Annotated in this window: 18 protein-coding genes and 1 pseudogene; 4 read left to right on the top strand and 15 right to left on the bottom strand. The window is 64.2% G+C overall.

What is annotated here, in order from left to right:
- The first annotated feature begins 122 nt into the window (after window positions 1-122).
- Entirely contained in the window at window positions 123-530 is a 408-nt protein-coding gene (locus K206_RS41725) for a DUF1484 family protein (RefSeq protein ID WP_081651456.1), read from the top strand.
- Between the two features lie 164 nt (window positions 531-694).
- Here K206_RS41725 and K206_RS41720 read toward each other — a convergent pair whose 3' ends face one another.
- From K206_RS41720 to K206_RS0119620, 15 genes and pseudogenes are all read right to left on the bottom strand, one after another.
- The gene (locus K206_RS41720; protein ID WP_081651455.1) at window positions 695-1,348 is read right to left on the bottom strand and encodes a hypothetical protein; all 654 of its coding nucleotides are present in this window, start codon (window positions 1,346-1,348) and stop codon (window positions 695-697) included.
- Window positions 1,345-1,575 (bottom strand): hypothetical protein, encoded by a 231-nt coding sequence (locus tag K206_RS38765; RefSeq protein ID WP_020423844.1) that lies wholly within the window; start codon window positions 1,573-1,575, stop codon window positions 1,345-1,347. Before K206_RS38765 ends, K206_RS41720 begins: the two co-directional genes overlap by 4 nt.
- 1,250 nt (window positions 1,576-2,825) lie before the next feature.
- The gene (locus K206_RS42990; RefSeq protein WP_155888145.1) at window positions 2,826-3,401 is read right to left on the bottom strand and encodes a hypothetical protein; all 576 of its coding nucleotides are present in this window, start codon (window positions 3,399-3,401) and stop codon (window positions 2,826-2,828) included.
- A gap of 41 nt (window positions 3,402-3,442) precedes the next feature.
- Entirely contained in the window at window positions 3,443-3,634 is a 192-nt protein-coding gene (locus K206_RS42985; RefSeq protein ID WP_155888144.1) for a hypothetical protein, read from the bottom strand.
- A 190-nt stretch (window positions 3,635-3,824) separates the two neighbouring features.
- Window positions 3,825-4,157: a hypothetical protein gene (locus K206_RS41160; RefSeq protein ID WP_063826866.1), complete on the bottom strand. Its 333-nt coding sequence runs from the start codon at window positions 4,155-4,157 to the stop codon at window positions 3,825-3,827.
- A gap of 549 nt (window positions 4,158-4,706) precedes the next feature.
- Window positions 4,707-5,066, bottom strand: coding sequence for a hypothetical protein (locus tag K206_RS40950; protein ID WP_052165928.1), 360 nt, complete (start codon window positions 5,064-5,066; stop codon window positions 4,707-4,709).
- Window positions 5,067-5,212: 146 nt separating this feature from the next.
- Complete coding sequence (locus K206_RS42980; protein ID WP_155888143.1) at window positions 5,213-5,368, bottom strand: hypothetical protein; 156 nt, start codon at window positions 5,366-5,368, stop codon at window positions 5,213-5,215.
- A 128-nt stretch (window positions 5,369-5,496) separates the two neighbouring features.
- Window positions 5,497-5,607: pseudogene (locus K206_RS42975) on the bottom strand (IS3 family transposase); the annotation flags it as partial.
- A gap of 24 nt (window positions 5,608-5,631) precedes the next feature.
- Complete coding sequence (locus K206_RS41155) at window positions 5,632-6,033, bottom strand: hypothetical protein (protein WP_063826864.1); 402 nt, start codon at window positions 6,031-6,033, stop codon at window positions 5,632-5,634.
- A 310-nt stretch (window positions 6,034-6,343) separates the two neighbouring features.
- The gene (locus K206_RS42970) at window positions 6,344-6,937 is read right to left on the bottom strand and encodes a hypothetical protein (RefSeq protein WP_155888142.1); all 594 of its coding nucleotides are present in this window, start codon (window positions 6,935-6,937) and stop codon (window positions 6,344-6,346) included.
- A gap of 23 nt (window positions 6,938-6,960) precedes the next feature.
- Complete coding sequence (locus K206_RS0119640; RefSeq protein WP_231401635.1) at window positions 6,961-14,598, bottom strand: filamentous hemagglutinin N-terminal domain-containing protein; 7,638 nt, start codon at window positions 14,596-14,598, stop codon at window positions 6,961-6,963.
- A gap of 79 nt (window positions 14,599-14,677) precedes the next feature.
- Window positions 14,678-15,517 carry a peptidylprolyl isomerase gene (locus tag K206_RS0119635; protein WP_020204099.1) on the bottom strand — a complete coding sequence of 280 codons (840 nt, stop codon included), beginning with the start codon at window positions 15,515-15,517 and terminating at the stop codon, window positions 14,678-14,680.
- 34 nt (window positions 15,518-15,551) lie between these two features.
- Window positions 15,552-17,315, bottom strand: a complete 1,764-nt coding sequence (locus K206_RS0119630; RefSeq protein WP_029043835.1) for a ShlB/FhaC/HecB family hemolysin secretion/activation protein — start codon at window positions 17,313-17,315, stop codon at window positions 15,552-15,554.
- A gap of 11 nt (window positions 17,316-17,326) precedes the next feature.
- A complete protein-coding gene (locus K206_RS0119625) occupies window positions 17,327-19,831 on the bottom strand; it encodes a filamentous hemagglutinin N-terminal domain-containing protein (protein ID WP_231401634.1) in 2,505 nt (834 codons plus the stop codon).
- A 390-nt stretch (window positions 19,832-20,221) separates the two neighbouring features.
- Window positions 20,222-20,794 (bottom strand): LysR substrate-binding domain-containing protein, encoded by a 573-nt coding sequence (locus tag K206_RS0119620; protein ID WP_231401633.1) that lies wholly within the window; start codon window positions 20,792-20,794, stop codon window positions 20,222-20,224.
- On the opposite strand from K206_RS0119620, the gene K206_RS0119615 reads away from it, so the two are divergent.
- The 3 genes from K206_RS0119615 to K206_RS38760 all read left to right on the top strand — a co-directional run.
- Window positions 20,768-21,547 carry a crotonase/enoyl-CoA hydratase family protein gene (locus tag K206_RS0119615; RefSeq protein ID WP_020204095.1) on the top strand — a complete coding sequence of 260 codons (780 nt, stop codon included), beginning with the start codon at window positions 20,768-20,770 and terminating at the stop codon, window positions 21,545-21,547. The genes K206_RS0119620 and K206_RS0119615 overlap by 27 nt on opposite strands.
- A 211-nt stretch (window positions 21,548-21,758) precedes the next feature.
- On the top strand, window positions 21,759-23,054 hold the full coding sequence (locus K206_RS0119610; protein WP_020204094.1) for an MFS transporter: 1,296 nt from the start codon (window positions 21,759-21,761) through the stop codon (window positions 23,052-23,054).
- 272 nt (window positions 23,055-23,326) lie between these two features.
- Window positions 23,327-23,773, top strand: a 447-nt coding sequence (locus tag K206_RS38760; protein WP_043366922.1) for an AMP-binding protein, incomplete at its 3' end; no start/stop codon positions are given.

Below are 23,773 nucleotides of genomic sequence, written 5' to 3'. Positions count from 1 at the left end.
ATTCTGCTTGCGCGGTTGTATTGACAGCCCTTCGTTGATCGCGAAGAATCGGCTCGTCGCCGGAAGGCGGCCAGGTTTGACAGCCTGTCACTGCACGCCTCCAACCCACACTCGGAGGTCTCATGCAAAGCCACACTGCTTTTCCTGACCACATCGGCACCGGCGCCAATCCCGCGCCAGCATCGACGCAGCACACGCCACCCGGCACCGAAAATCCAGCCCTCGCGGCCTCGCGATACCGGGATCTCGTCGCGGAACTGATCTTGATGGCCGACCCCGACGCGCCGCGCATCGGGCCGGTCTTTTCAGAGATCACCGCCGAACTCGGCGCGCTCGGCAATACCGTGCGCGACGCCACGCTCGAAAGCTGCGATGCGCTGTTGCGCGTCAGCGCCGCGCTGGAATCGGTCCTTGCCATGCTGGACCAGCAGCGTGAAGACTCGACGTTTGGCCTGGGGCTGCATGCGCTGCTCTTGCCGCAGAAGGCGCAGTTGGATCTGGCTGTCGGTCGGATTCAGGGGATGTACTAGCGTTCGATGCAGGAGGCGCGGCCGCAGGCCGCGTCTCTTGCCTATGAACACCACACCGTCAGCAGCCGGGCGCGCCCCTACGCTTTGATTCCATTGTCCAGTCTGCTCTCTAGCACGGCTGGCCGCAGTTTCTGGACTTTGATGTACGGATTACAGGTGGATCCTTATTTCATACTCTCGGGTAGCCGTTTGAATCGATAGATAGCGAAGTACTTGGCTGTCCCCACGGGAATTGCGCCGAGGCGCAGACTCATGTGGACCTGTGTAGATTCCTCACTGATTAGATTGCCTTGACCATCCAAATACAGCATTACGACGGAGTCCGTTGAATTAGGGCCAAACTCTGAGCGCCCACCTTCGCTAGCCCCTCCCCAAATGATTTTTCCGTTTTCACCGGTACAGACAAATCTATTTACATTCTCAAACGAGAATTCGTTGTTCGCAACTTTCTCACCTGGATAGATTAAATTTAACTTGAGAACTCTCGGTCTAACCAGTTCGACCTGAGCCGTAACGGGAGTTTGAATGCGTCCATTTTCCGTTCGCGCGGCAGCCCGAATTCTGCGCAAATCTTCCTCATTTGAGAAAGGAAAAACATATTCGATTCGCATCGACTTGGATAATCTCCGGGCTGTAGCATCGCCATCCAATAGCTCCCCAAGGGTTTCATAGCTGCCACTGAGATTCGGACAGGTCTTGGCCGCATAATCGCTAGGATTGATGTTGTCACCACCTCCGCCCGGGTAATTTTTAGGTGAATGGAGACACCCAACACAGGCTAGGGCGAGTAACATCGGAATTAATGCAACTCTATTCATTTTTCATCCTTCGACTGCTGAGCTTGGTTACGGAAGATCGACCAATCGATGCCATATTGATTCAGCAATGTGACTGCGGCGAAAGGCGCCGCCAACGGGATGTCAATATCCGTCCGGATTTCGAACATCATGCGCTGGAATGATGTCATGCCCTCCTTCAGGTTGCCAAGGCTGTCGTCAGCAGTAAGGCTACCAAGGAAATCATGCGGCCCAGCAAAAGACTCCAACACCTTGTCGGTAAATGTGCCTGGTAAGTATGGTGATTTTTCAAGCGCGCCGCCTAGCTAGGCCACCCGACATACCGACAGCAATCGCTGTCGGGAAACGCCACGGTAAAGCTGCGGCTTTGGAAGTCCAAGCCCTGCAAATGCACCGGTGCGGCTTTAAGTTCTTTCTAGCGGAGGACAAGGTTTGGCTCACCGATCTCGTCCCAGCTGATTCCTTCTCACAATCTGCTAGTCGATTCATTAAGCAAGGCGTTTCCCGCCAGTACAACCAAAAAAAAGGTTTTCCGCCAAAAACACGATACTGTAGTGCCGAACTATCCTAGGTTCTCCAAAATGCTTGCTCCAGGCCATCGCAGCTTCTGAATCAGGGTACTCGACCAGTAAACCCCGCAAAAGCAATGCCACCTGCCCTCCCTCGACTTCGAGCATCGACGGCCCCAGAAATACCTGTGAGCAAAAAGAACAGACTGAAGTGAACCTCAACTCCCGCTCACGTATCCCCGCATCACAGTCATACACTACCGTGGCTATCAGATCAGTTCCTTCTGTACGAATTTCTACCGCATTCTCACCATGCCCTGGAAGCCACTCGTATGGGTCGAGAACTTCGATGCCACGCCCTGCCTTCATCATTTTGACCCCGCTGGTAAATTAGACGTCCTGGTTGGAGGTAGCTTGTTTCGCACCAATTGTCCCTCCGCCAGATCGTTAAAGGTAGTCCCGCCTGGCATACCCGGAACTTGAACTCCAGTTTGATTTACACCGTACCATTGCGACTGTGGTATCCCCGCGCGACTCAAGGCCACAGAGGTACGCGTATTCAATATTAGCTGTGCTCCATCCGATGCGACCACATAGTCCACAGGCAGTTGGCTCAGGCGAACAAGACCGTTCCTAATTGCAGCAGCCAAATCATCGACCGTATTTATAGACATCCCAGCGAGTTGACTGTACTTAGCCAATGCCGAAGCAGGATTTCCTGCAAGGGTGGCATCGGTTGCAATAGAACAGTTCACACGGTTCAGCGTGCGTCCACTCTGCGGGAAGCCTGGATTGACATTTCAGATGGAGCCCGCCGTCTCATCCGCCTGGGTTGTAAGAGTGATGGCGAGCCCAACACCAAGACGATCTGGATCGGTATGCAGCGAACCATGGACGCCGCGCTCACCATTCAGGCACTGCGGGAAGAGTCATGAATTCTTTATAGTGAGATGGTTTGAACCGTAATTTTTGCTGCGCTACCACCCTAACTACGAGGGCATCCTAAGTTCGGCCCAGTTTTCGTAGACCTCTCGCAAGCGCCCGCCCTGCCGTGACCCATCGACAAGACCACACGCAAAAGAGTGTGCAACTCTCACGGGGTTAATTGAAACAAAGCCAGGACCCGCCAGCACCGGCTGCCCATAGTCAGCAAGTCGTTTGCTCCCTAGCAATTGCTCCCATTTCAGGCCAGGATTATTCTTCAACGCGACGCTACCGTAGTACATACCCACCCTTACCGCCATGGATTTCGTTTTTTCATCCAGATCCCAGTCTTGCACTTCGACAGGAAATTGCATTTTATTCTTCAGAATAAAAATCTCATCTTGATCCAGCCTCATTCTCCCAACTTGCGTAGAAAACCAGATACCAAGATCGAGCAGAGAATTCACCTCACCATTGGCTGACCAACCCTCATAACCAGATGTACCTCTTACCGCCCCCTCCAAATCCAATATACATTCAGGCACAATCCCCATGAACCACCCATAAAATCGTACCAGATCTTTTCTTGACATCTCTGAAAATGCCATCGAAACAGGCGAATAGCAGATTGTAAAGATCATAGTTAATTAACAATAATGTTAATACCAGCCTCATTGAGTGCTCATACCAATGGCCCTGAAGGGCCGGCCCTCCCTGTAACAGGACTAGTATAAAAATTCCAGGCCGCACCATTTACAGCACCAGTTTTTAATAATTTAGTATCTTTCAATATCTGCAACTGAACATCCTTTGTGAGAGTGGTGTAACCGACCTTTGCTTCATTAGCACCACAAGGAGCTAGTTGGTCGATCACACGCAAACCTCTAGTAGTTTGGAAGGATACTTGCGACTGCCCCCAGTGTCTGGAGGACGACTTCATCGACCTGCCCTGACACCAGCATCCCCGCGCGTCAACAATGTCGTTCGCCATCAGAACGAGCCATGCCGTCGACAAAATCGGCGACCGAGCGCGAACGAAAATTTGGGCGAGCGTGTATGTGCAATCATTTGATATCAGAAGTGAATCGCATCAACGGGGAGAAATCAACCTTCCAAATATCAAGCTCGAATAGCTCTCCGCGCTCGTCCAAGTTAACTGTGACCATAACAGGTACGCCATCGATATCAGCAAACTCTTTTTCTACCAATTGCTTTCCGAGGTGACGCGGTCTGTTGTCTGACCGGAGGAAAAGCAAACTGCCCATCCCGCCGCCGTCCATCTCTTCAACAATCGTTTCATCTAGCGAACTAAGGAGACGACTTGCCTCAGGTTTGCCAGCTATCAATGCAACTAACAACGCACGTTCGTCGTCTCTTAACCTTCGCGGCGTACCCATGGTTACCTCGGTGGTGTAATGCGGCCGACATTTATTGCCCCGTCGGGGAGTTTGAAGGCACTGTAGTTGAAGGTTTTCCCGTTCACGACAACGGTGCCGTTATATAGCCCTTGGGGTAGCGATACTCCAATGTTGTTGAGGTTGCTCGAGCGTATTCCTCTCGCATGGGTCATGGTGATCAGAACCCTGGCGCATCTCTCTACCTTAGGTATTCAGGTTCAGGCAACTGATTCAAAAAAACCACAAAGATCTCTGCCACCTGATCTGCTCTGAACCATTCGTCGGACAGCATTTTGATCTATCCTGCACGAAAGACCAGTAACGTGCCATCCGGATACGCCGCGTTCGGCGCATCATGATATGCGCGCCTACGTTTTCCCGCCTTAGCATCGAGCCTCTCGACCAAACAAGTCGCTCCGCCGCCAGCAACCTGTAAATAGGTCCCGCCATTAACTCTCGCAGCATCACCATCCACAGATCTCATCATCCCCAAGAGACCAACGCTCTTCAGCGCACCCATCCAGGCGGTCGCAGCGTTAAATGCAAGAACTATGACCCGTGTAGCGTTCCATCTTCGGAAACCCATAGAATGGCCGGCATATCGTAAAAATATTCGGCCAGGACGATATCGTTCTCTGACCTCGCCGCATCCGGCCAGCGCGACCGCAAATATTGAAGGATGGTCTTAACATCAACATCCCAAATATCATAACCATCACGCCACAGTTCATTTGGAGGACAGAATTTTACCCGCCCTTCCTTGAGAAGCTCTTCTAATAAACAGAAAAATTCGCCCTTTTGTTCTTGGAGCGATATCCCTGGATTCCAGCCACCAATAGCACTGAACAATACTGAAATCCATAGCCCAAACGAACATTCAATGATCTCTTTTATATTATTTATCTTCATTTCATTTCACTCCCCCAATAACTTAATCTCCTTATAGCAATGGCAGCGTCAATTTCTGTGGCAAAATCAGACACATCTTCGCCCCGATCTAGCACTATTTCCCGAGCTTGTTCCAACGAGAACCAATGTTCATGGAATTCCGTACGTCAGTTAAGGGGAAAGTCGGGAACGCACAACAATAGCCCCTCCATCACATCGATCGGACGTTTCAGCGAGATCCCATGACATGTGTAATCAACAAGGAAGTCACGCATCAGCCCCAACTGACGTTGCTCGTATTCTCTCATTTCAATTTCGCTCATTGTTTGATCTTGCCATAGTCAATGACAATTACCCTGCCGCTCTTGGAATCAGGCCAGAAGCACCAGGCAAGCTCCTGCAGCAAGTCCACAGCGTCGAAATCAGAGAGGAAATAGCGTTTTCATTCGGGTACCAGTTGGTCATGGACGAAGTCGTAACTCCAGACGGAGTTAGGCTGTGTAGCGCCGGGCAGACGAATATCACTGCCGCAACGGCACCGGCGAGGACGCCGTTTCGGGATACCGTTGCCGAACACATCAAGGTTTCATGACGCGACAAGCGATCCATCGTCTGCCACCCATATGATCGCCGGGATGCTGTAGAAGTAAGTTACGAGATCCAGGTCGCTTTCATCACGCGCATGCTGAGGCCATTGGGCACAAAGCTGAACGACAATTTTCTCCGGGGCCTCCTGCCACTGTGCGTCATGGTCGTCAATCGTGAACCACGGGTGAGGGTTCTCCGGTGACACATAGCAGTCAGCTCCAGGAGCAACAAACCTGATCTTTCCTGTTCGGAGCAATCGTTCGATCAGCCAGAAGAAAGCCTCCTTGCGCTCTTCAAACGACAAGGCTGGATTCCACCCGCCGATCGCACTAAATAGACCTGTAATCCACAGTCCAAACGAATCCCTGATGATCTCATCAATGTGTTCGATGGGTTTCATTGAGTGCCTCCCTTAAGGAACTTTATCTCTGGATTGTACGTGGTGCCTGTCGCAGCCTTAGGAAGGTCAATGGTCCATGCCGGTCCTGTCTGTCCGGACGAAGTGGAAAAATCTCGGAGAGTGAAATTGCCGCTGGGTGTGTTCACCACGTACAAGGTTCCCTTTCCGGGGATCGTTCTGGCTGCTGGTAGCTGCGTCGCCCCTGTGAGTTCCATGAAGTACTTTTGGATCTGGGCATCCGTCCACCAGCGAATATTGCTGCATTTCCTGTATTCGGTAGTTCGGTAAACGCGGTTCGAAACAGGCCGCATCAGCTCGATAGGTTGCCAGTTCTGCCATAATTCTCCAGCAGTACTTTACGCCACGCAGGGACTAAATGATCGAACGGAAACAAAGGAGAGCGGCCACCATCCAACAACTCTTCTATCGGCTTCGCCAACAAACTACTCAAAGGCCTCTGAAATCTACTTACATACTCCACTTCTCGCAGCGCCATCACTGCAATATCATTACTTTTTTCGCAATAAAAACACCAATCCCCAATATCCGACATGCATATATATTTATCCATTAGATAAATCCACCCGTTCTCCGGACCATCCCCCTCAAGCGCCAATCCATATGAGTTACGGGTAGTCGTCCTATCTATAAATATTGATGATATTCTTTCAAACTCAAATAAATTAGTTTTATCGATATTCAATAAGCAGGCAACACTCCCACCCTCAATTATTAGAATATCATTTAAGATATCAGAAAATTCAGGATCAAATGCCCGATCCGATTCAAAAAAAAGAAAAACACTCCATCTCCCTTTAAACACTTGATTCGGAAACCCCCATCCCCTATCAAGCGTACGCGATAGATTTTTAAATGCCAATCTATGCACATCTTCCTGTTTCATTCCATTCATAACAGTCCCCTTCATCATTGGCCAACCAAGGAGAATTTGGCACTTATCCCATTCGGCCCCTTGTAAAATGCGCCAGTCTCTCCCGTGCTTGAACGTATGTATGTAGTGTATGTTGAGACCCCGTTGGTCAAAACGGAAAATGGCCCATTCGTATTAACCCCTTGACTGGCGACCTTGTATCCGTTTGACCTCAAATTCTGCTCGAATTCTTTGGCTGTTAGGTTCGTTTCGACGTTCAGAAACCGACTGCCAGCGCTTGTGATTGATGTATCCCAGACGGAGAATGGCAGACTTCCCGGTGAATTTTTGGCGAGTCCATCCCCTAAAGCCTTAGCAACGTCACCAGGAATGGCCTTCATCACACCCAACAGGCCAACTTCTTTCAGTGTACCCGTGAGCAGCCCCTTGACCAGCCCTGTGCCGATCAAGTCATCCGGCGCAAATGCCGGCGCCTCCAGCCCCTGCGCCTTCGCTTGCGCAATCTGCCAACTCCTGTCTAGCACTTGGCAGTCTACGGAACCCGATGCCGACCCACAACCGTAAGCAGTCTTCTGCTCCTGAATCCAGCTTGCGAGCGACTGGCAACTGCTCCCTTCGCAGTCACTCAGGCCATTAGTCAGTACATCGTTTTTCTTTCGGTCAGCTTCCGCGTAAATATTGGCAGCCGCACACGATGACAAAACACCATTCGCACACTCACGATTGGCCTTATCAAAGGCTTCCCGCTCCGATTTGCTACTTAGGTAGTTATTAAGCGCCTCATTCTGTGCCGCTCCCGCTGCCACCGTGGCGTCCTGGCCCAAGGCCACCGCCAAACTGCCGCCCGCCAGCATGGCTATAGCGGTTACCACCACTTGGTTGACTACGTTCGCACGATCGGCGTTCGTCTCGATACCCAAGGCGCTGCCGACAAGCGGAGCCACCACCGCTGAGGTGGCTCCCCCAATAGCCCCAGATACACAATCACCACTTCCAGCCGCGCCAGCAACGCAACCCAACGCTGCATGGCTCGCCACACTCTGCCAGGAGCCCGCGTCCGTCTGACTTCCAATCGAATTGGCCCCCAGCGCCGCCGCCTGCGCTACCAAACTGCCCTTGAGCGCATTCCCAAAGCTGCCGCCGTACACCGCCGTGCTGACACCGGCATTGATCAGGCCCGTGCCAACGATGCCGACAGCCTGCTGCAACAGTGTGCCAGTCGCCCCATCCTTTGCTGCCTGCACTACGCCGCTCAGGCTGTTCGTGCCGGCGAGGTTCGCCAGGGTACTCGTCCCCTTGAGCGATTCCCCCCATGCGCTTACTCCGAAGCTGTTGCCGTCGAAGGTGATACCGTTGGTCAGTCCGGCGGTCGCCGCGGCGACCGCCCCTGCCATGGCCAGCTTCCCGAAGTCCAGTCCCTGGCCCGAGGCAATCTGCGTGAACGCGCTGCTCGCTATGCTCGACAGCGCGGCTGTCAGCATTGCCTGGCCCAACGTCATCTGTGCCAGCGCCACGCCCATGGCGGCCGAAGCTGCCCCGGCCGTCACGATGGAGATGGCCACAGCCGCCACCATCATGACGATCTGGCCAAGAACCCCAAACCCCTTCTTCTCCTTGATAAACCGCGTATGAATATCGTCGCTGACCGTATCCTCGGTGTAATTCAGCCCAAGGTTGGCCTTCAACTGGTTCACCAGCGCCAGCGTCGCGGCTTCGTCTACCGTGCCGTCGGCGTTGCGGATCAGGAAGGCATCGTTTACCGCGTGGATGCGCTCGGTCTCGATGTCCATGTGCATCGCGCTCATGAACCCGCCCGGCTGTACCACCGTGCCCGTGATCTCGTTCCAGCCGCCTTGCACCTTGTACGCCGAGGTGCCGATGTCCACCACGTTCGGGCCGATCTCGATGCTGCCGGCCTTGACCTGCAGCGTGTCGGTGGCCGTCACCGTGCCGGTGTTGCGTAGCTGGCCTTCGATGTCCAGCTTGATGTTGTCGCCCGCGATGCTGCCGCCGGTGGGCTTGGTCAGTGCCTGGGCGTAGCCTTCGGGCAGGTAGACCTGCGGCACCAGCGCGTTGACCGTCGGGCACGCCGTGCTCGCCAGGCTGTTGCAGCTCGGGTCGGGCACGGCTTGCTGCACGTACCACAGCATCGGCGCGTCCAGCGCCGACACCTGCCCGGGCGTGAGCGCGGTGCCCAGCGCGATGCTGTGTTCCTTGGCGTAGTCCGCCGCGTTGCGGTACAGGACCAGCTTTTCCTGGTCGGTGACCGAGAGCTGGTTCTGGCTGTCCCACGCCAGGCCGTTGATGAAGCTGGCTTGTCCGGTCTGTTGCAGGGCCGCTTGCTGGAGCTTCTGGCCTTCGGTGTAGGGGTCGTAGTAGAAGTTGACGTTGCCTGGGCGCAGTTCGGCCGGCAGTTGCGCCAGCAGGCTGTCCGGCGTGACGCCGGCCAGCACGGCGGTGGCCGCGCTGTTGTTGATGTATTGGGCGCGATCGGTATTGACGCTGGGGCCGCCGACCGGGTTGCCGCCCAGGTTGGCGTTGAAGTGCCAGTCGATGGTCTGCTTGCCGCCGACGTCCGGCGCCGTGGGCGCGGCCACGATCACGGGGTTGAACTGCCAGGGCCGCGTGGGATCGCTCACGGGTGTGGCGGCCGGCACGGCGCCGGCGGGTGCGGCCACGGGACCGAGGGAGATGACCTGCTGTGCGCCGGTGGACGGCGGCGTGGGCTGGTTGGGGCTGGTGTAGCCGTTGACCAGCGCCGCGCCGGTGAGGTCGACGGTGCTGCCCATCAAGTTGCCGGTGTTGAGCACCTGGCCGCCCGCGGTGACGGACAGCGCGCGGCCGGCCTGGATGCCGGATTCGAGGCTGCCGAGCGTGGCGCGTCCGCCGGTGTCGTGCCAGCGGTCGCCGCCGGAGCGATCTTCCTGCCAGCGGCCTACCCAGTCGGCATTGAGCGGCAGGCTGCTGTTGTCGATGGCGCCGCTGGCGCTGACCGTGACGTCGCGCCCGCCGGTGATCAGGGCACCCTTGTTGGTCAGCGTGCCGCCGTTGATCTGCACGTCGCGCGCGGCGCTGATGACGGCGGCCGGCCCGGCGGCGGTATCTTCGGTGGCGGCGCACTGGCTGTTGCCGTAGCTGCCGCCCGGGTTGCAGCCGCCCGCGTAGGCGGGGTTGCTGCTGCCGTAGCTTTTGTGCAGCTGGACCGGGTCCAGCGTCTTGTTGACCAGCGTGGGCGCGGTGATCGACACGTCGCCGTTCAGGGACTGGATGGCCCCGGCCTGGTTGGTGACACTGCTGCCGGCGGTGAGCTTGACGTCGCCTTGCGCGGCCAGCGTGCCGCTGAGGTTCTGGATATTGGCGGCGTCGATGGTCAGCGTCTGGCCCGCGGCGACCGTGCTGGGGGTCTGCTGCCAGGCCAGCGTCTCCACGCGCTGGTAGCTGTCGCCCGGGCAGGAGGCAGCGCCGGGCACGCAGCCCGGCGTGGTGATGACCTGGCTGTCGTGCAGGCCCTGGTTGGTGAAGGTGCCGGGCGTGGCGATGGCGATCTTGCCGGCGGCGGCCAGGTCGCCGCTGTTGGTCAGGTCGCCGGTGCCGGTCAGGCCAAGGTTGCCGCCGGCGACGATCTGGCCGGCCTTGCCGAGCTGGTAGCTCACGGTGGACTGGCTGGGCAGCGCCGGCTGGGCGCCGCTGCCGGTCTGGCCGAGCACGACCGGCGACCACGGTGGCGGGCCGGGACAGGTATCGCAGTCGCTGATGACCGGCGGCACGCCGTAGACCAGCGGGCCGGGCATGGTCGGGGACACCAGCTCGGTCGTCAGCGCGGCAAGCCGCGCCATGAAGGCGGACAGGTCGGCCTGGTTGACGGTATCCGTAACGCTGTTGACCAGCGTTGCCGAGCGGCCGTTGTCGAGGCTGCCGAGATTGAGCGTGACGTCCCTGCCGGCGGACACGACGCCACCCTTGTTCGACAGGGATGCGGCGGTAATGTCGAGATTGCCGCCGCTGATGATCTGTCCTGCCGCGCCGTCGGCCTGCCGTATCGTGGTGCGATCCACCGTGGGCGCGGCGATGTCCCGCACGGTGGCATTCTGGTAGTCGGGCGGCATGGTGCCGCCCCACGCCGAGGTGGGAATGAAGTGCCAGAGATAGACCTGCGCAAAGCCATCCCCGCTCGTGGTGTTCTCCCTGCCCAGGACCAGCCGCACCGAGCCGTCCGGGTTGCGCATGACATTGCCCAGCGTGACTTCGGTCGGCGTGCCGGGGATGAAACCCGGGCAGCTGTCGCAGCTGCCGCCGGGCAGCCACGGCACGTAGCTGCCGATGACCACGGTATCGAGCAGGCCCGGATTGCTGGCCTTGCTGGTGGCGCTGCCCGCATCCACCGGGCCGGCACGGTCGTTGATGACCGCGCCGGCCGCGATATGCAGGTTGCCGTTGGCGCCGAGCACGCTGCCCAGGTTGTTCACCGTGCCGCCGATGTCGATCTTGAGATCGCCATTGGCCTGCGTGGTGCCGCCGCGGTTGTCGTAGTTGCTGCCGGTGATGGCGATATTGCCGAGCGATTCCACGGTGCCGGCATTGGCGATGTCGCCATTCAGCGCGAGGTCGCCATTGGCGTGCACGGTGCCGGTGTTGCCGAGGCTGCCGGCCGACAGGGACAGGTTGCCGCCGCCGATGATCTGGCCGCTGTTGGCCAGCGTGCCGCCGGTGGCAAGCGACAGGTCGCCCGCCTTCTGGATGGTGCCGGTATTGGTGATGCCCTGGCTGGCGTTGAGCACGACCCTGCCGCCCGGCACGTTCCAGGTACCGGTGTTGTTGATGGCCAGCGTGGCCAGCGTCAGCGTGCCATTGGCATTGAGCGTGCCGTTGGCGGCGGCGGACGGGTCGAATACCTGGCTGGGGGTGTTGAGCGTGAGGTTGTTGCCGGCCAGCAGTTGGCCGGCGGCGTTGTTGAAGCTGCCGTTGCCGCCCGTCACGCTGAATGCCAGGTCGCCGATGGCCGGATTCTGGCCGCTCAGGTCGCCGGCGAACAGCGTGCCGCCCTGGTTGGCCGTGAGCGCGCCTGCCGTGACCGCCAGGTTTTGCGTGCCGGCGATCAGGCCCTGGGCGTTGTCCAGGCCACCGGCAAGGGTGGCGGTGACGTTCTGGCCGCCGATGGTGCCGCGGTTGACGAGGCTGTCGGCGGCCAGAGTGAGCTGGTTGCCGGCAAGGGTGCCGGTATTGCTGAGCGCGCCGCCTTGCACGGTCAGTTGCTGCGTGGCGATGGTGGCGCCGCCGTTGGCGACCGCTTGCCCGGCGAGGCTGGCGTTGCCTGCCGTGGTGTCGCCCGTCAACGTGAGATTGCGCGTGGCGGCGGCGTCGAGCGTGCCGCTCACGGCGTTGACCTGCCCGGGCGCGGAGCCGATGGAGATGTCCTTGCCGCGCAGCGTGGCATTGCCCGCGACCCAGGTGAGCTGGCCCGCGTCGAGGGTCCGGCCGGCGTTGGCGGCCAGGTTGCCGCCGGCGAGCACGCTGCCGGCGAGGTGGATGTCCTGGCCCGCCGCCAGGCTGGCATTGCCGACGCTGCCGAGCGTGCCGTTCACGGTGGCGGAACCGGCCGTGGCCGTCAGGGCGACCGCGCCACCGCTGCCGAGGTTGCCGGAAACCACGGCATCGCGCCCGGCCGTGACGGTGACGTCCTTGTCGCTGGTGAGCGCGCCGTCGATGGCCACGCTGCCCGCGGCGGCGGTGATCGCGGTGTTGCCGGCGCTTTGCGCCTGGCCGCCCACGGTCACGTTCTGCGCGGCGGAGAGCGTGAGATCCTCATTGCTGCCGATCTGGCCTGTGGTGGCGATGCTGCCGCTGCCGGCGACCACGGTGGCGGATTTTGCGGACAGCACTTCGCCACCAAGGTTGACGTCGGTGCCGGCGTTCACCGTGAGCGTGCCGGGCGACACGACATTGCCGGCCGTGGTGACGCTGCCGGTGACACCGGTCAGCGCCACGTTGCCGCTGGTGCTGCCTGCCGCGCCGTTGATGGTCAGGTTGCGCCGGGTGGACAGGTTCAGGTCGCCGGCGGAGATCGCGTTGCCGTCGATGGTGGTGTCGCGCGCGGCTAGGAGCTGGATCTGGCCGGGCGAGGTGACGTCGCCGCGCAGCCGGATGTCGCCGCGGCCGTCGTTGCCGGCGGCCTGCACCGCCACCTGCGCGCCGTTGACCACGCCGCCGATATCGACGCTGCCGCCCGCGGCCAGGGTCACGGCGTCCTGCGCCTTCGCGCCGCCGGCGCCGGTGATCGAGCCGCCGGCCGCCACCGACAAGGCGCGGCCGGATTCGAGCGTGCCGCCAAGCGTGGCGTCCGTGCCCGCCTTGATGCTGTAGCCGGCCTCGCCGAGGCCATTGCCCGAGGCGGCGACCGCGCCGGCGGCGGTGAGCGCGGCCTGCTGCTTGGCGTAGGTGTTGCCCACCTTGAGGTTGCCTGCCGAATCGAGCGTCAGGTTGCCGGACGATGCCGCCAGGCTGCCATCGGCGCGCACGCCGAGCCCGGCGGCCGTGCTGACGATCTTGATCTGGCCGGCATTCATGGCGCCGAAGGCGGTGGCATCGATGGCCAGGCCGCCGGTGGCGGAGCTGTTCGTGGCCGCGTTGTTGGCGCCCGCGGCGGACGTGGCGAAGCCGCCCGCGTCGGGCGTGACCAGTTGCCGGCCCGCCACGAGGTTGATCTGGTTGCCGGCGTGCAGGGCCGCGTCGATGCCGATCGACTCCGCGATCAGGCTGATGTTGCCGACCGTGCCTTCGATGCCGGACGCATTGGCGTTGCCCGGCGCCGGGTTGGCGATCTGCACGCGCCCGCCCTGCACCAGGAAACCGGCCGCGGCCGCCGTGTCGAAGCTGGTCGGCGCGCCGCCGGCCGTGAGGAACTGGGGCGTGCCGGTGGTCAGCGTGACCTGCGTGGTGTTGGTGAAGCCGGCGCCACTGGTGTAGACGCCGCCCGGCGCGGCGACCACCAGCCCGGCCGGCGCGCCGAACACTTCCACGGTGCCGTTGATCTGCGCCGGCGACTGGCTCGTGACCTGGTTGATGATGAGGCTGGCCGGACCCGACGCGGCGAGGTTGGCGTTGGCGCCGACCTGCCCGCCCAGGAAGCTGCCGCCGCCGGTGGCGCTGTTGTTCAGGATCAGGCCGATCGGGTCGACCACGAAGGCGCGGTACTGGTTCAGCGAAATGCCCTGCGCATTGGGCGTGGTGATGCCCACCACGGGCACGCCGCCCTGCGGCGCGCCGGGGCCGGTGGTGCTGGTGATGGTGGGGGTGAAGCGTACCGGGGCGCTGGGGTCCGTGATCGGCGCGGCGTAGGCCTGCGCCGGGCCGAAGCGCAGCATCACCGGCAGGTGGGCGACCGCCCAGCGCAGCAAGCTCTGCCGCACCGCGCCCGCATGCACCGCCGGCGCCTGCAGTTCCACCGCGCCCGCGGCCAGCACGCCGGCGGCCTGCTGCGCCTGCTGCAACGTGACCTGCATGGGGCCAAGCCACAAGGTCATGGCGACCAGCCCCGCCATCGCGCGCGCCAGCACGCTGCGGCGCCCGCGTTCGGCAAGCGACAGCGCGCCCGCGTCGGCGGCGCCGGTGGCGGCGAGCGGCGGCATGGGTTGCTGCGTGTCGGTGGATGGCGTGGCCGGTCGGTCGTGGTGCATGGTCGGTTCTGGCTGTCTTCTTGTTCGTTCTGCCTGCGGGTCCCGCTCGCCGCCTGCGCTGGGGCGGTGCCGGATCGCCTTACTGGGTGATCTTTGCCTTGGTCAGCAACTGCGTGACCAGCGCGGTGGTGGCGCGCTCGAGCGCCTGCGCCTGCAGGGCCTGCTGGATGCCGGGCTTGGCGGCCTCGTAGGCCGGGACCTGGGTCGGCCGCGCTTCATCGACCTTGACCAGGAAGCGGTGGTTGTTCCAGGCAATGGGCGCGGCGCTGACCGCCCCGGCCGGCAGCGCCGCAATGGCCTGCGCCAGCGGCAGCGGCAAGCTTTGGGTCTGCCCCTCCTGCGCCGGCACCTTGAAGCTGATCCATTCCATGGCGCCGCCGCTGGCCCTGGAGGGCGCCAGGCTGACCGCCTGCGCGACCTTGCCGAAGTCCTCGCCGCCCTTGATGCGGGCCAGCGCGCTGCCGGCGGCCGCATCGTCCGCGACTTCGATCACGCGGGCCTTGTATTCCTTCTCGCCCAGGCTGGCGACGATGGCGTCGTAGCGCTGCCTGACCTGCTCGTCGGTGACGGGCGCGGGCTTGATCCTGTCCTTGAGCCAGGCCTGGGTCAGGATGTTGTTGCGCGCCTCGCGCAGCGCGGCCTGGACTTCGGGGCGCGTCTCCAGCGTCTTGTCCTTGGCCGCTTCCTGGCGGAACAGCTCGCGCGCGATGAGCTGCTGCTTGATGGCTTCGCGTGCCTGCGGCGCGTCGGCGATGCGCATCTGCTGCATGGCCTGCGTGACCTGTTCGTCGGTCACGGCCACGCCGTTGACGGTGGCGGCCTGCGCGGCCTGCAGGCCGCAGGCCAGCGCGGCGGCGGCAACGAGGCGAGTGAGGCGAGTGAGGCGAGTAAGGCGAACGAGGCGGATCTGTGCTTGCATGACGGGTCCTTGGGATAGCCGATAAAGCGTGGGTTCAGTAAGTCCAGTTCAGGGTGGCGAGCACCAGCGCGCTCTTCGTGCCCAGATAGGCGGGCTGCGCCAGCGGCATGCCGAGCATCAGCTCGCTGGTGAAGACCTGCCTGGCCCACTGGGCGGAAAGGCGCAGCCCCAGGCCGGTGCCGGCGACGGACTGCCAGTTGCGCGTTGCCACATAGGCGGCCTGGCCGCCGTCGAGAAACACATAGGGTTCCATGCGCACGCCGGCCAGCGCCGGGGCGTTGGCCCAGGCCAGCTCGTTGCGCAGGTAGGCGCCGCGGTCGCCCGCGATCACGCCTTCGCGGAAGCCGCGCACGGTGCTCATGCCGCCCGCGTAGATCTGCTCGGAGCCGAACAGCGCGACGTTGGCCCACTGGCCGGCGAGTTGCGCGCGCCAGGCCAGTTGCGCGCCGCCAGACAGGCGCGGCAGCGGCAATTGCAGCGTGGCGCTGGCGTCCAGCTTGGTGAACTGCGCGTGGGCTTCGTCGGCGCGGATGTCCGACGGATCGCGGGTCGCGTTCAGGGAGGTCAGGCCGCGCGAGATGCCGGCCTCCGCCGTGGCGTATCCGGGCTGCCCGTTGGCGGCGAAGCGGCGCAGCCCGCTCCAGGCCGCGCGCAGCACGGTCAGGCGCTGGGGGTCGAGCTGCAGGTTGTTGATCTCGCGCTCGCTCTTGCGATAGGTCAGCGTCAGGTCCAGCGCCTGGCGCCCGGTCCTGTCGCGGGTGATCACGCGGTTCCAGCCCAGCGTGTGGCCGAGGCTGCGGCCGTAGAGCAGCGCCGTGTCGGCGATGGCGCTCTGGTACTCCGAGAGCGAGCCGGTATAGCTGAACGTGTTGTAGCCGAACGGCACGGCCGCCGACAGCACGGCGGCATTGGTGTCCACCGTGCCGATGTAGCTGGCGGAAACGGACTCCTGGAAGCCCAGCGCGTTGTCCGCGTCGATGCCCAGCCGGGTGCGCGCGATGCCGGTGCTGCGGCTGCCGTAGTTGTCCACCCCCGCGTTGAAGCGGAAGCGGTCGCCGGTCTGGTTCGTCAGCGCCACCACCGAGCTGCCCGGGGTCTGGCCGGGCAGGATCTGCAGCTCGGCCTGGTTGCGGCGCAGGCGGTTGATCTGGTCGACGCCCTGCTCCAGGTCGGGCAGGCGCAGGGTGTCGTCCGGCGCCGGGAACTGCCACGCGGTGCCGGCATCGGTCAGCAGGCCGCCGCCAACGGTGTCGAACAGCCCGCCGCCGCCCGGGCGGATGACGCGGCCGTTGAGCTGGACCGACTCCACCGTGCCGGTCACGACGGTGACGACGAGCACGCCGCTGGCCAGGTTCTGCTCGCCCAGGTAGGCGCGCGTGGTGATGTAGCCGCGGGCCACGAAGGCCTCGGTGAAGCGGCGCAGCAGCAGGTTGATGCGGTTGGTGCCGAGCGCGTGGCCCAGGAACGGCGCGGTGATGGCATCGACCTCGGCCTCGGAGAGCACGGTGTTGCCGCGCACCTGGATGCGCCGGATCTCGAAGGTGGCGGAGGTTTCCGGCACGGCCTCGACCGGCGCGTCCGGCGCCAGCCCGGGCGCGGCCTGGATCTGCGCCGGCGGCTGGGTGGCCTCGCGCTCCAGCTCGCGCTGGCGCTGCTCGCGCAGCAGGCGTTGCGCGGGGTCTTCCTGCACCGCCGGCGCGGACGGCACGGGAAGCGGCGGCACCTGCGCCATTGCCGGCGTCATCGCCAGCGCGGCGGCCAGTGCCGCCACGGCATGGAATCCGTCGAAGTCGCGCATGCTCACGTCCGTCATTTCCAGAACCAGGACGTAAGGCCCAGCCGGTTGTCGATGGACACCGGATCGCGCTGGCGCGGCCGGAGCGTGGCCGCGTTGCCGGCGATGGCCACGTCGCCGTCGAAGCTGCCGCCGTTGGTCACGGTGTCGCCGGTGACGGTGGTGCGGCCCGCCGCCATCCAGCTGCCGCCCACGTCCATCGCGTAGAGCCGGGCCCAGGTGTCGCCGAAAAACGCCTTGAAGCCGCGGTCCCGCGCGATGGCGCTGTAGCCGGTGATGCCGGTGGCGTAAGTGACGGGCGCGTCGACGCGCAGGTCGCCCAGCGCCAGCACCCGGCCACCCACGTTGGCGGCCACGTTGCCCGCCTGGATGTCGATGTTGCCGCCGGCGGACAGCAGGCCGCCGGTCACGGTGGTGGTGGACGATGCCGAGGCGCGGCACACGATCAGGCACGAGCGCGCGTAGTGCGCGCTGCCGGTGGCCACGCCCTGCGTGCTGAAGGTATCGGCGGCCCGCACGGTGATGTCGCCGTTGTTGGCATAGATCTCGCCGCCCTGGTTGATCACGTTGCGGCCGGTCAGCGTGGTGCCCTTGTCCGACAGCAGGTAGGCGATCTGCCCGGGCCGGTCGGCCTGGCCGTAGTCCACGTCGAAGCTGGCCGTGCTCTTGGTCAGGAACAGCCAGCGCTTGCCGGAGGCGGTGCGGAAGTCGGGCTGCTCGCCGTTGGCGCCGGCCTGCTTGGTGATCTGGTTGAGCAGGTCGCCGCCGGCGCGCACGTCGAGATAGCCGTTGGACAGCATGCGGCCGTGCAGGTTGACGACGTCGCCGCCGGCCTGCACCGAGACGTCGTCGCCGGCGCCGAACAGGATGCCCAGCCATTGCGGCGTGGCGGTGTTGAGGATGTTGCCGCCGGCGCGCAGCGTGACGGCGCCGGCCACCTCGGCATCGTCGGCGTTCCTCGCCTGCCCCTGGATCAGCCCGCCGCTGTTGGCGATGTCGCCGTCGGCCCGCACCAGCACGCCGCCGCCGGTGGCGACCACGCTCGATTGCCGGGCGTCCGAGCCGATGGACACCGCGCCCGCGCGCAGGCGGACATCGCCGGCGGCCAGCAGGGTGCTGTCCTGCTGGGCATAGTCGCCCGTGACCGTGACCGCGATGGCGCCGCCGGAGGAACGCACGTCGGCATCCTGCAGCGCCAGCGACTGCGCCCGGATCGCCGTGCCGGCCGTGCCGTCGATATCGGTGCCGGCGAGCGTGGCATTTGCGGCCTCGATGGAAACGGCGCCGCTCTTCGAGACCAGGGCGCTGCGGCCCGCGCCCTGTGCAGTCTGCAGCCCGGTGGCGGCAAGGACGATATTCCCGCCGGCGGTGGCTTGCGTGCCGCGCCACAGCACGCCGGGGCCGGCGTCGAACACGCCGATGCCGCCGCTGGCCGCCAGCGTGGTGTCCGCCAGCGCGACGGGCTGCGCATGCACCTGCCCGGACGACCCGATCACGAGGTCGCCCGCGGTGCGGGTGCCCGCGCTCAAGGCGGAAGCCGCCAGGTCGACCCGCTCGGAAGCCACCTGCAGGTGCCGGCCGGCCACGACGTTGCCGTTGCCGACCAGACCGCCGCTGCCGATCAGCACGTCCCGCGCGGCCTGGATCCGGCCGGAGGCAAGTTGCAGGTCGCCGGTGCCCGAGACGACGAAATCGCCGGCGGTGGCATACGCCGCGCCGGCATGCCGCACGCCCGCGCCCTGGTCCGTCACCATCAGCTCGATGCGCCCGGCGCTCAGGCTGCCCGCCGCGGTGATGTCCACGGCGAACCCCTGCCCCGGGTTGACCGCCGGCGCCGAATACTTGACCCACTCGCTGGCGTTGTCGGTGGGGGAAATGCTGGAATCGATCTCCGCGTTGCTGGTCCCGGCCACCGCGCGGATGTGCGCGTTGGCATTGTCGAAGCGGTTCTCGACCTTGCCCGCGATGCGTATCTGCTTGGCCACCAGCTCGAGATTGAGCAGCTCGCCCGACAGGCCGCCGGGGCCGACGTCGATCATGCCCGCCGTGGTTGCCAGCTTGACGTTGCGCTGGAGCTCGCCGTCCGGCCTGATGAAATCATTGAACGAAACCTGGCCGGTGGTCAGCGCGAGGTTCCCCACGTTCAGCACGGAAGCACCGTTCACGCTGATGCCGTTGGGATTGGCGATGATGACGTGGGCGCGCTGGCCGAGCACCGCGAGCTGCCCTTCCAGCACGGACGGATTCGTGCTCGTGACCTGATTGAGAATGACGCGGGCGAAGGCGGCGCGGTTGTCGAGATCGACACCCGCGCGGGGCACGTTGAAATCGCGGTACGTATTGGTGGAGACGCCGCCCACCGCCTGCGCCACACCGACCGTGATGCGGCCGCCGGCCCCCGTGGTGACGGTGGTGACGGAGCCGCCGTCGGGCGTCACGCCGGCGGCCACGGCGGCCAGGCTCCAGCCCGCCGCCACCGCGAAAATCCCTGCACCAACCCTGAAATTTACTGCCTGCACCGCTTGCACTCCGCTCAACCTTATGCGCAAACGGCCCCGGTGGATCCGGGCGAATTGAAGGCTTCAACGTGTGTTTTCCGCCTGATTTTCCTCGCGTTTGCAGCGCCATGATCGGGGCGCGACGCGATGGCGCCGGCACCCTGGTGGATCGGCGATCGCACGCAGCTACGGCAGCTCCACGGAAACTGTCAAGTTTCCCGAAACTGCCATTTATGCGATTTGTCGCCGTTGACCCTGAATTACGGCACTGCGAGGGAAAACGATCACCCCCCCAAAGTCTGGTTTGTACTGCGGAATTTTCCGAATTTCATGGACATCGGATGCAGGCGTCGGCCTGACGCCACCTGAATACCGGCGGAAACCGGCCTCAGCGCCCCGCGCCGCGCCACATCACCCAATCACCTCCCCCGCCAACTCCCCTTCCAGCCACGCCCGGAACTGCCGCACCCCGGGCCGTTCGGTGTCGGCGGCAACGATCTGGTACGTCAGCCCGTCGACGGCATGCTCCGGCAGCACCACCTGAAGCTGGCCGCTCTTGAGCATCGGCAACACCATCGGCGTGCGCCCGATGGCGATGCCGGCCTGCTGGACGGCGGCGTTGAGGACGTGGGCGTATTGCGAGAAGTACAGGCAGGCCTGCTTGGACGAGCGCGCCAGGCCCAGGCGCTGGTACCACTGCGTCCACGACATCCAGGCGAAGCGCGCGCCGGGATCGTGGAACACCAGCAGCGGCGCGTCGAGCATGTGGCGCGGCTCGGTGATGCGCGCGGCGATGGCGGGCGCGGCCACCAGCATCAGGCGCTCGCGCAGCAGCGGGCGCGGGTCGCCGGGGCCGGGGGGCTGGGCGTTGAGGCGGATGGCGAGGTCGATGCCTTCGCGCTCGAGGTTGAGCATGGCTTCGGAGGCGTCGATGCGCGCGGCCACGACGACGCGCCGGTGCAATGTCGCGCGCTGGGCGCGCACGCGCTGCTGGTGCTGAACCGCCCGGCCAAGCTCAATGCGCTGAGCTACGCGCTGATCGACGACCTGATGGAAAAGCTCGACGCCATCGAGGCGGACCCGGCCGTGCGCTGCGTGATCCTGACCGGCAGCGGCACGCGCGCCTTCAGCGCGGGCGCGGACATCGCCGGCTTCGCGCCGGACCTCGCGGCTTCGCCGGAGCAGGCGCTGCGCCGTTTCCTGCAGCGCGGGCAGGCCATGACGCGGCGCATCGAGGCATTCCCCAAGCCGGTCATCGCGGCGGTCAACGGGCTGGCCTTCGGCGGCGGCTGCGAGATCCTGGAAGCCTGCAGCCTGGCCATCGCGGCCGCTCACGCCACCTTCGCCAAGCCGGAGATCAAGCTGGGCTTCCCGCCCACGTTCGGCGGCACGCAGCGGCTGCCGCGCCACGTGGGGCGCAAGCGCGCCAACGAGATGATCCTCACCGGTGAGGCCATCGACGCCGCCGCGGCGCTACGCCTCGGGCTGGTCAACGAGGTGGTGGAGGCGGCCGGCCTGATCCCCGCCTGCGTGCGGCTGGCCGACCGCATCGCCCGCCATTCCGCGGTGGCGGTGACGGCCAGCCTGCGCGCGGTCACGCGCGGCATCAACCTGCCGATCGACGAGGGGCTGGCGGTGGAGGCGATGCAGTTCCTGGTGGCCGCGGCCTCGCACGATGCGCGCGAGGGCACCAGCGCGTTCGTGGAGAAACGCCCGCCCGCGTTCCGCCACGCCTAGGCCGCGCTTGCGCTTGAGCCTGTGCTTGAACCACGCGTGAGCCACGCTTGAGCCACGTTCAGGCCGCGCCCGGACCGAACCGCGGGACTGGCGCCGGAGGCTTGCAGCGCATATATTGACCTCCACACGCGCGGGCCGCACAAGCGGTCGCCCGCCGGCGCCTCGCCGGGGGCGCCGCATACGCCGCACGCCGTGCCCAAGGAGACAGGCAATGCAAGCGCAAATGGCCGGGACGGCCGTACCCGGGTCCTCGAAACTCGCCGCGGTCCTGCGGGTGACCAGCGGCAATTTCCTCGAGCAGTTCGATTTTTTCCTGTTCGGCTTCTACGCCACCTACATCTCCCAGGCGTTCTTTCCCTCGGACAGCGAGTTCGCCTCGCTGATGCTGACCTTCGCCGTGTTCGGCGCGGGCTTCCTGATGCGCCCGCTCGGCGCCATCATGCTGGGCGCGTACATCGACAAGGTGGGCCGGCGCAAGGGCCTGATCGTGACGCTGACGCTGATGGCCAGCGGCACCATCCTGATCGCGCTGGTGCCGAGCTACGCCACCATCGGCGTGCTGGCCCCGCTGCTGGTGCTCACGGGCCGCCTGCTGCAGGGATTCTCGGCCGGCGCGGAGCTGGGCGGCGTGTCGGTCTATCTCGCGGAGATGGCCACGCCGGGGCACAAGGGCTTCTATACCGCGTGGCAATCGGCCAGCCAGCAGATCTCCATCGTGGTGGCGGCCGCGCTCGGCTTCGGGCTGAACCAGTGGCTGGCACCCGAGGCGCTGCATAGCTGGGGCTGGCGCATCCCGTTCCTGATCGGCTGCCTGATCGTGCCGTTCCTGTTCGTGCTGCGCCGCTCGCTGCAGGAGACCGCGGCCTTCAGCGCGCGCCGCAGCCGCCCGAGCACGCGCGAGGTGCTGGACTCCATGCTGCGCAACTGGCGCACCGTGCTGGCCGGCACCATGCTGGTGGCCATGACCACCACCACGTTCTACCTGATCACCGTCTACACGCCCACTTTCGGCAAGACCGTGCTCAAGCTGAGCACGGCCGACAGCCTCGCGGTGACGCTGTGCGTGGGCATCTCCAACTTCATCTGGCTGCCCATCGGCGGCGCACTGTCCGACCGCATCGGCCGCCGGCCCATCCTGCTGGCGATCTCGCTGATCGCGCTGGTGACGGCCTACCCGGCGCTGTCCTGGCTGGCCGGCGCGCCGAGCTTCGAGCGCATGCTGCTGGTGCTGCTGTGGCTGTCGTTCCTGTTCGGCATGTACAACGGCGCGATGGTGGTGGCGCTGACCGAGGTGATGCCGGTGGAGGTGCGGGTGGCGGGCTTCTCGCTCGCGTACAGCCTCGCTACCGCCATCTTCGGGGGCTTTACGCCGGCCATCTCCACGTATCTGATCGAAGTCACCAAGGACAAGGCCGCGCCGGGCTACTGGATGGCCTTCGCCGCGGCGTGCGGGCTGGCCGCCACCATCATCCTGTACCGCAAGAACCGCGTGCAGGCGACCGTGTAGGCAGCGGGCTCCCCCGGCCCGGCGCCGCCGGCGCCGGGTTCCTCGCCGCGCCGGCGGTCGTGACGATGGTCCTCGCAGCCATCGTCACAGCCGCCGCGCCGCCGCTTGTGCGGCGCACAAAACCGCCGCGCAAGGCTCACTTCCAAAAAGCCAAATTGTCGAACCCGCCGTCAGGCGCGACACTCTTTCCCCAGCGGCTGGCGCCCTGGGCGCCCCGGACCACGCTCTCCTCAACGCTTTCCCGCTCCGGCGGGAAGTTCGCTGCGCCCCCGATGACAAGTACCGACTTCGTTCCCCTTCCCGCCCTGGTCGACGCGCAGGCCGCCTCGCGCCCGCGCCACCCGGCCCTGGCGCTGGACGGGCAGAGCATCGACTACGCCACGCTGAACCGCCTGGCCGACCGCGTCGCGGCGGCCTTGCAGCGCGACGGCGTGCCCGCGCAGGGCACCGTCGCCATCTGCGCGGCCATGTCCATCGGCTACGTTGCCGCGTTCCTCGGCGCGCTGCGCGCGGGCGTGGCGGTGGCGCCGCTGTCGCCGGCGCTGAACCCGGACACCCTGCGCACGATGGTGCGGGATGCGGGCGCGCGCCGCGTGTTCGTCGACGCCACCACGCGCGAGGCGCTGCGCGGCGGCGCGCAAGCCGGGCCGGACGCGCCCTGCATCGCGCTCGACGACAGCGCGGCCGGCCTGCCGTTCAGCCAGTGGCTGGGGCCCCCC

This window comes from Cupriavidus sp. WS (assembly GCF_000395345.1).
GTDB lineage: Bacteria > Pseudomonadota > Gammaproteobacteria > Burkholderiales > Burkholderiaceae > Cupriavidus > Cupriavidus basilensis_B.
This window is presented reverse-complemented; position numbering and strand designations above follow the sequence as displayed.

What these genes read in the sequence shown, in the direction of transcription:
- K206_RS40950 (WP_052165928.1), bottom strand. Translation starts at nt 5,066, where the DNA reads ATGAAGATAAATAATATAAAAGAGATCATTGAATGTTCGTTTGGGCTA.
- K206_RS0119610 (WP_020204094.1), top strand. Translation starts at nt 21,759, where the DNA reads ATGCAAGCGCAAATGGCCGGGACGGCCGTACCCGGGTCCTCGAAACTC.
- K206_RS41725 (WP_081651456.1), top strand. Translation starts at nt 123, where the DNA reads ATGCAAAGCCACACTGCTTTTCCTGACCACATCGGCACCGGCGCCAAT.
- K206_RS0119640 (WP_231401635.1), bottom strand. Translation starts at nt 14,598, where the DNA reads ATGCACCACGACCGACCGGCCACGCCATCCACCGACACGCAGCAACCC.
- K206_RS41155 (WP_063826864.1), bottom strand. Translation starts at nt 6,033, where the DNA reads ATGAAACCCATCGAACACATTGATGAGATCATCAGGGATTCGTTTGGA.
- K206_RS42970 (WP_155888142.1), bottom strand. Translation starts at nt 6,937, where the DNA reads ATGAAACAGGAAGATGTGCATAGATTGGCATTTAAAAATCTATCGCGT.
- K206_RS42990 (WP_155888145.1), bottom strand. Translation starts at nt 3,401, where the DNA reads ATGATCTTTACAATCTGCTATTCGCCTGTTTCGATGGCATTTTCAGAG.
- K206_RS41160 (WP_063826866.1), bottom strand. Translation starts at nt 4,157, where the DNA reads ATGGGTACGCCGCGAAGGTTAAGAGACGACGAACGTGCGTTGTTAGTT.
- K206_RS42980 (WP_155888143.1), bottom strand. Translation starts at nt 5,368, where the DNA reads ATGAGCGAAATTGAAATGAGAGAATACGAGCAACGTCAGTTGGGGCTG.
- K206_RS0119630 (WP_029043835.1), bottom strand. Translation starts at nt 17,315, where the DNA reads ATGCGCGACTTCGACGGATTCCATGCCGTGGCGGCACTGGCCGCCGCG.
- K206_RS0119635 (WP_020204099.1), bottom strand. Translation starts at nt 15,517, where the DNA reads ATGCAAGCACAGATCCGCCTCGTTCGCCTTACTCGCCTCACTCGCCTC.
- K206_RS41720 (WP_081651455.1), bottom strand. Translation starts at nt 1,348, where the DNA reads ATGAATAGAGTTGCATTAATTCCGATGTTACTCGCCCTAGCCTGTGTT.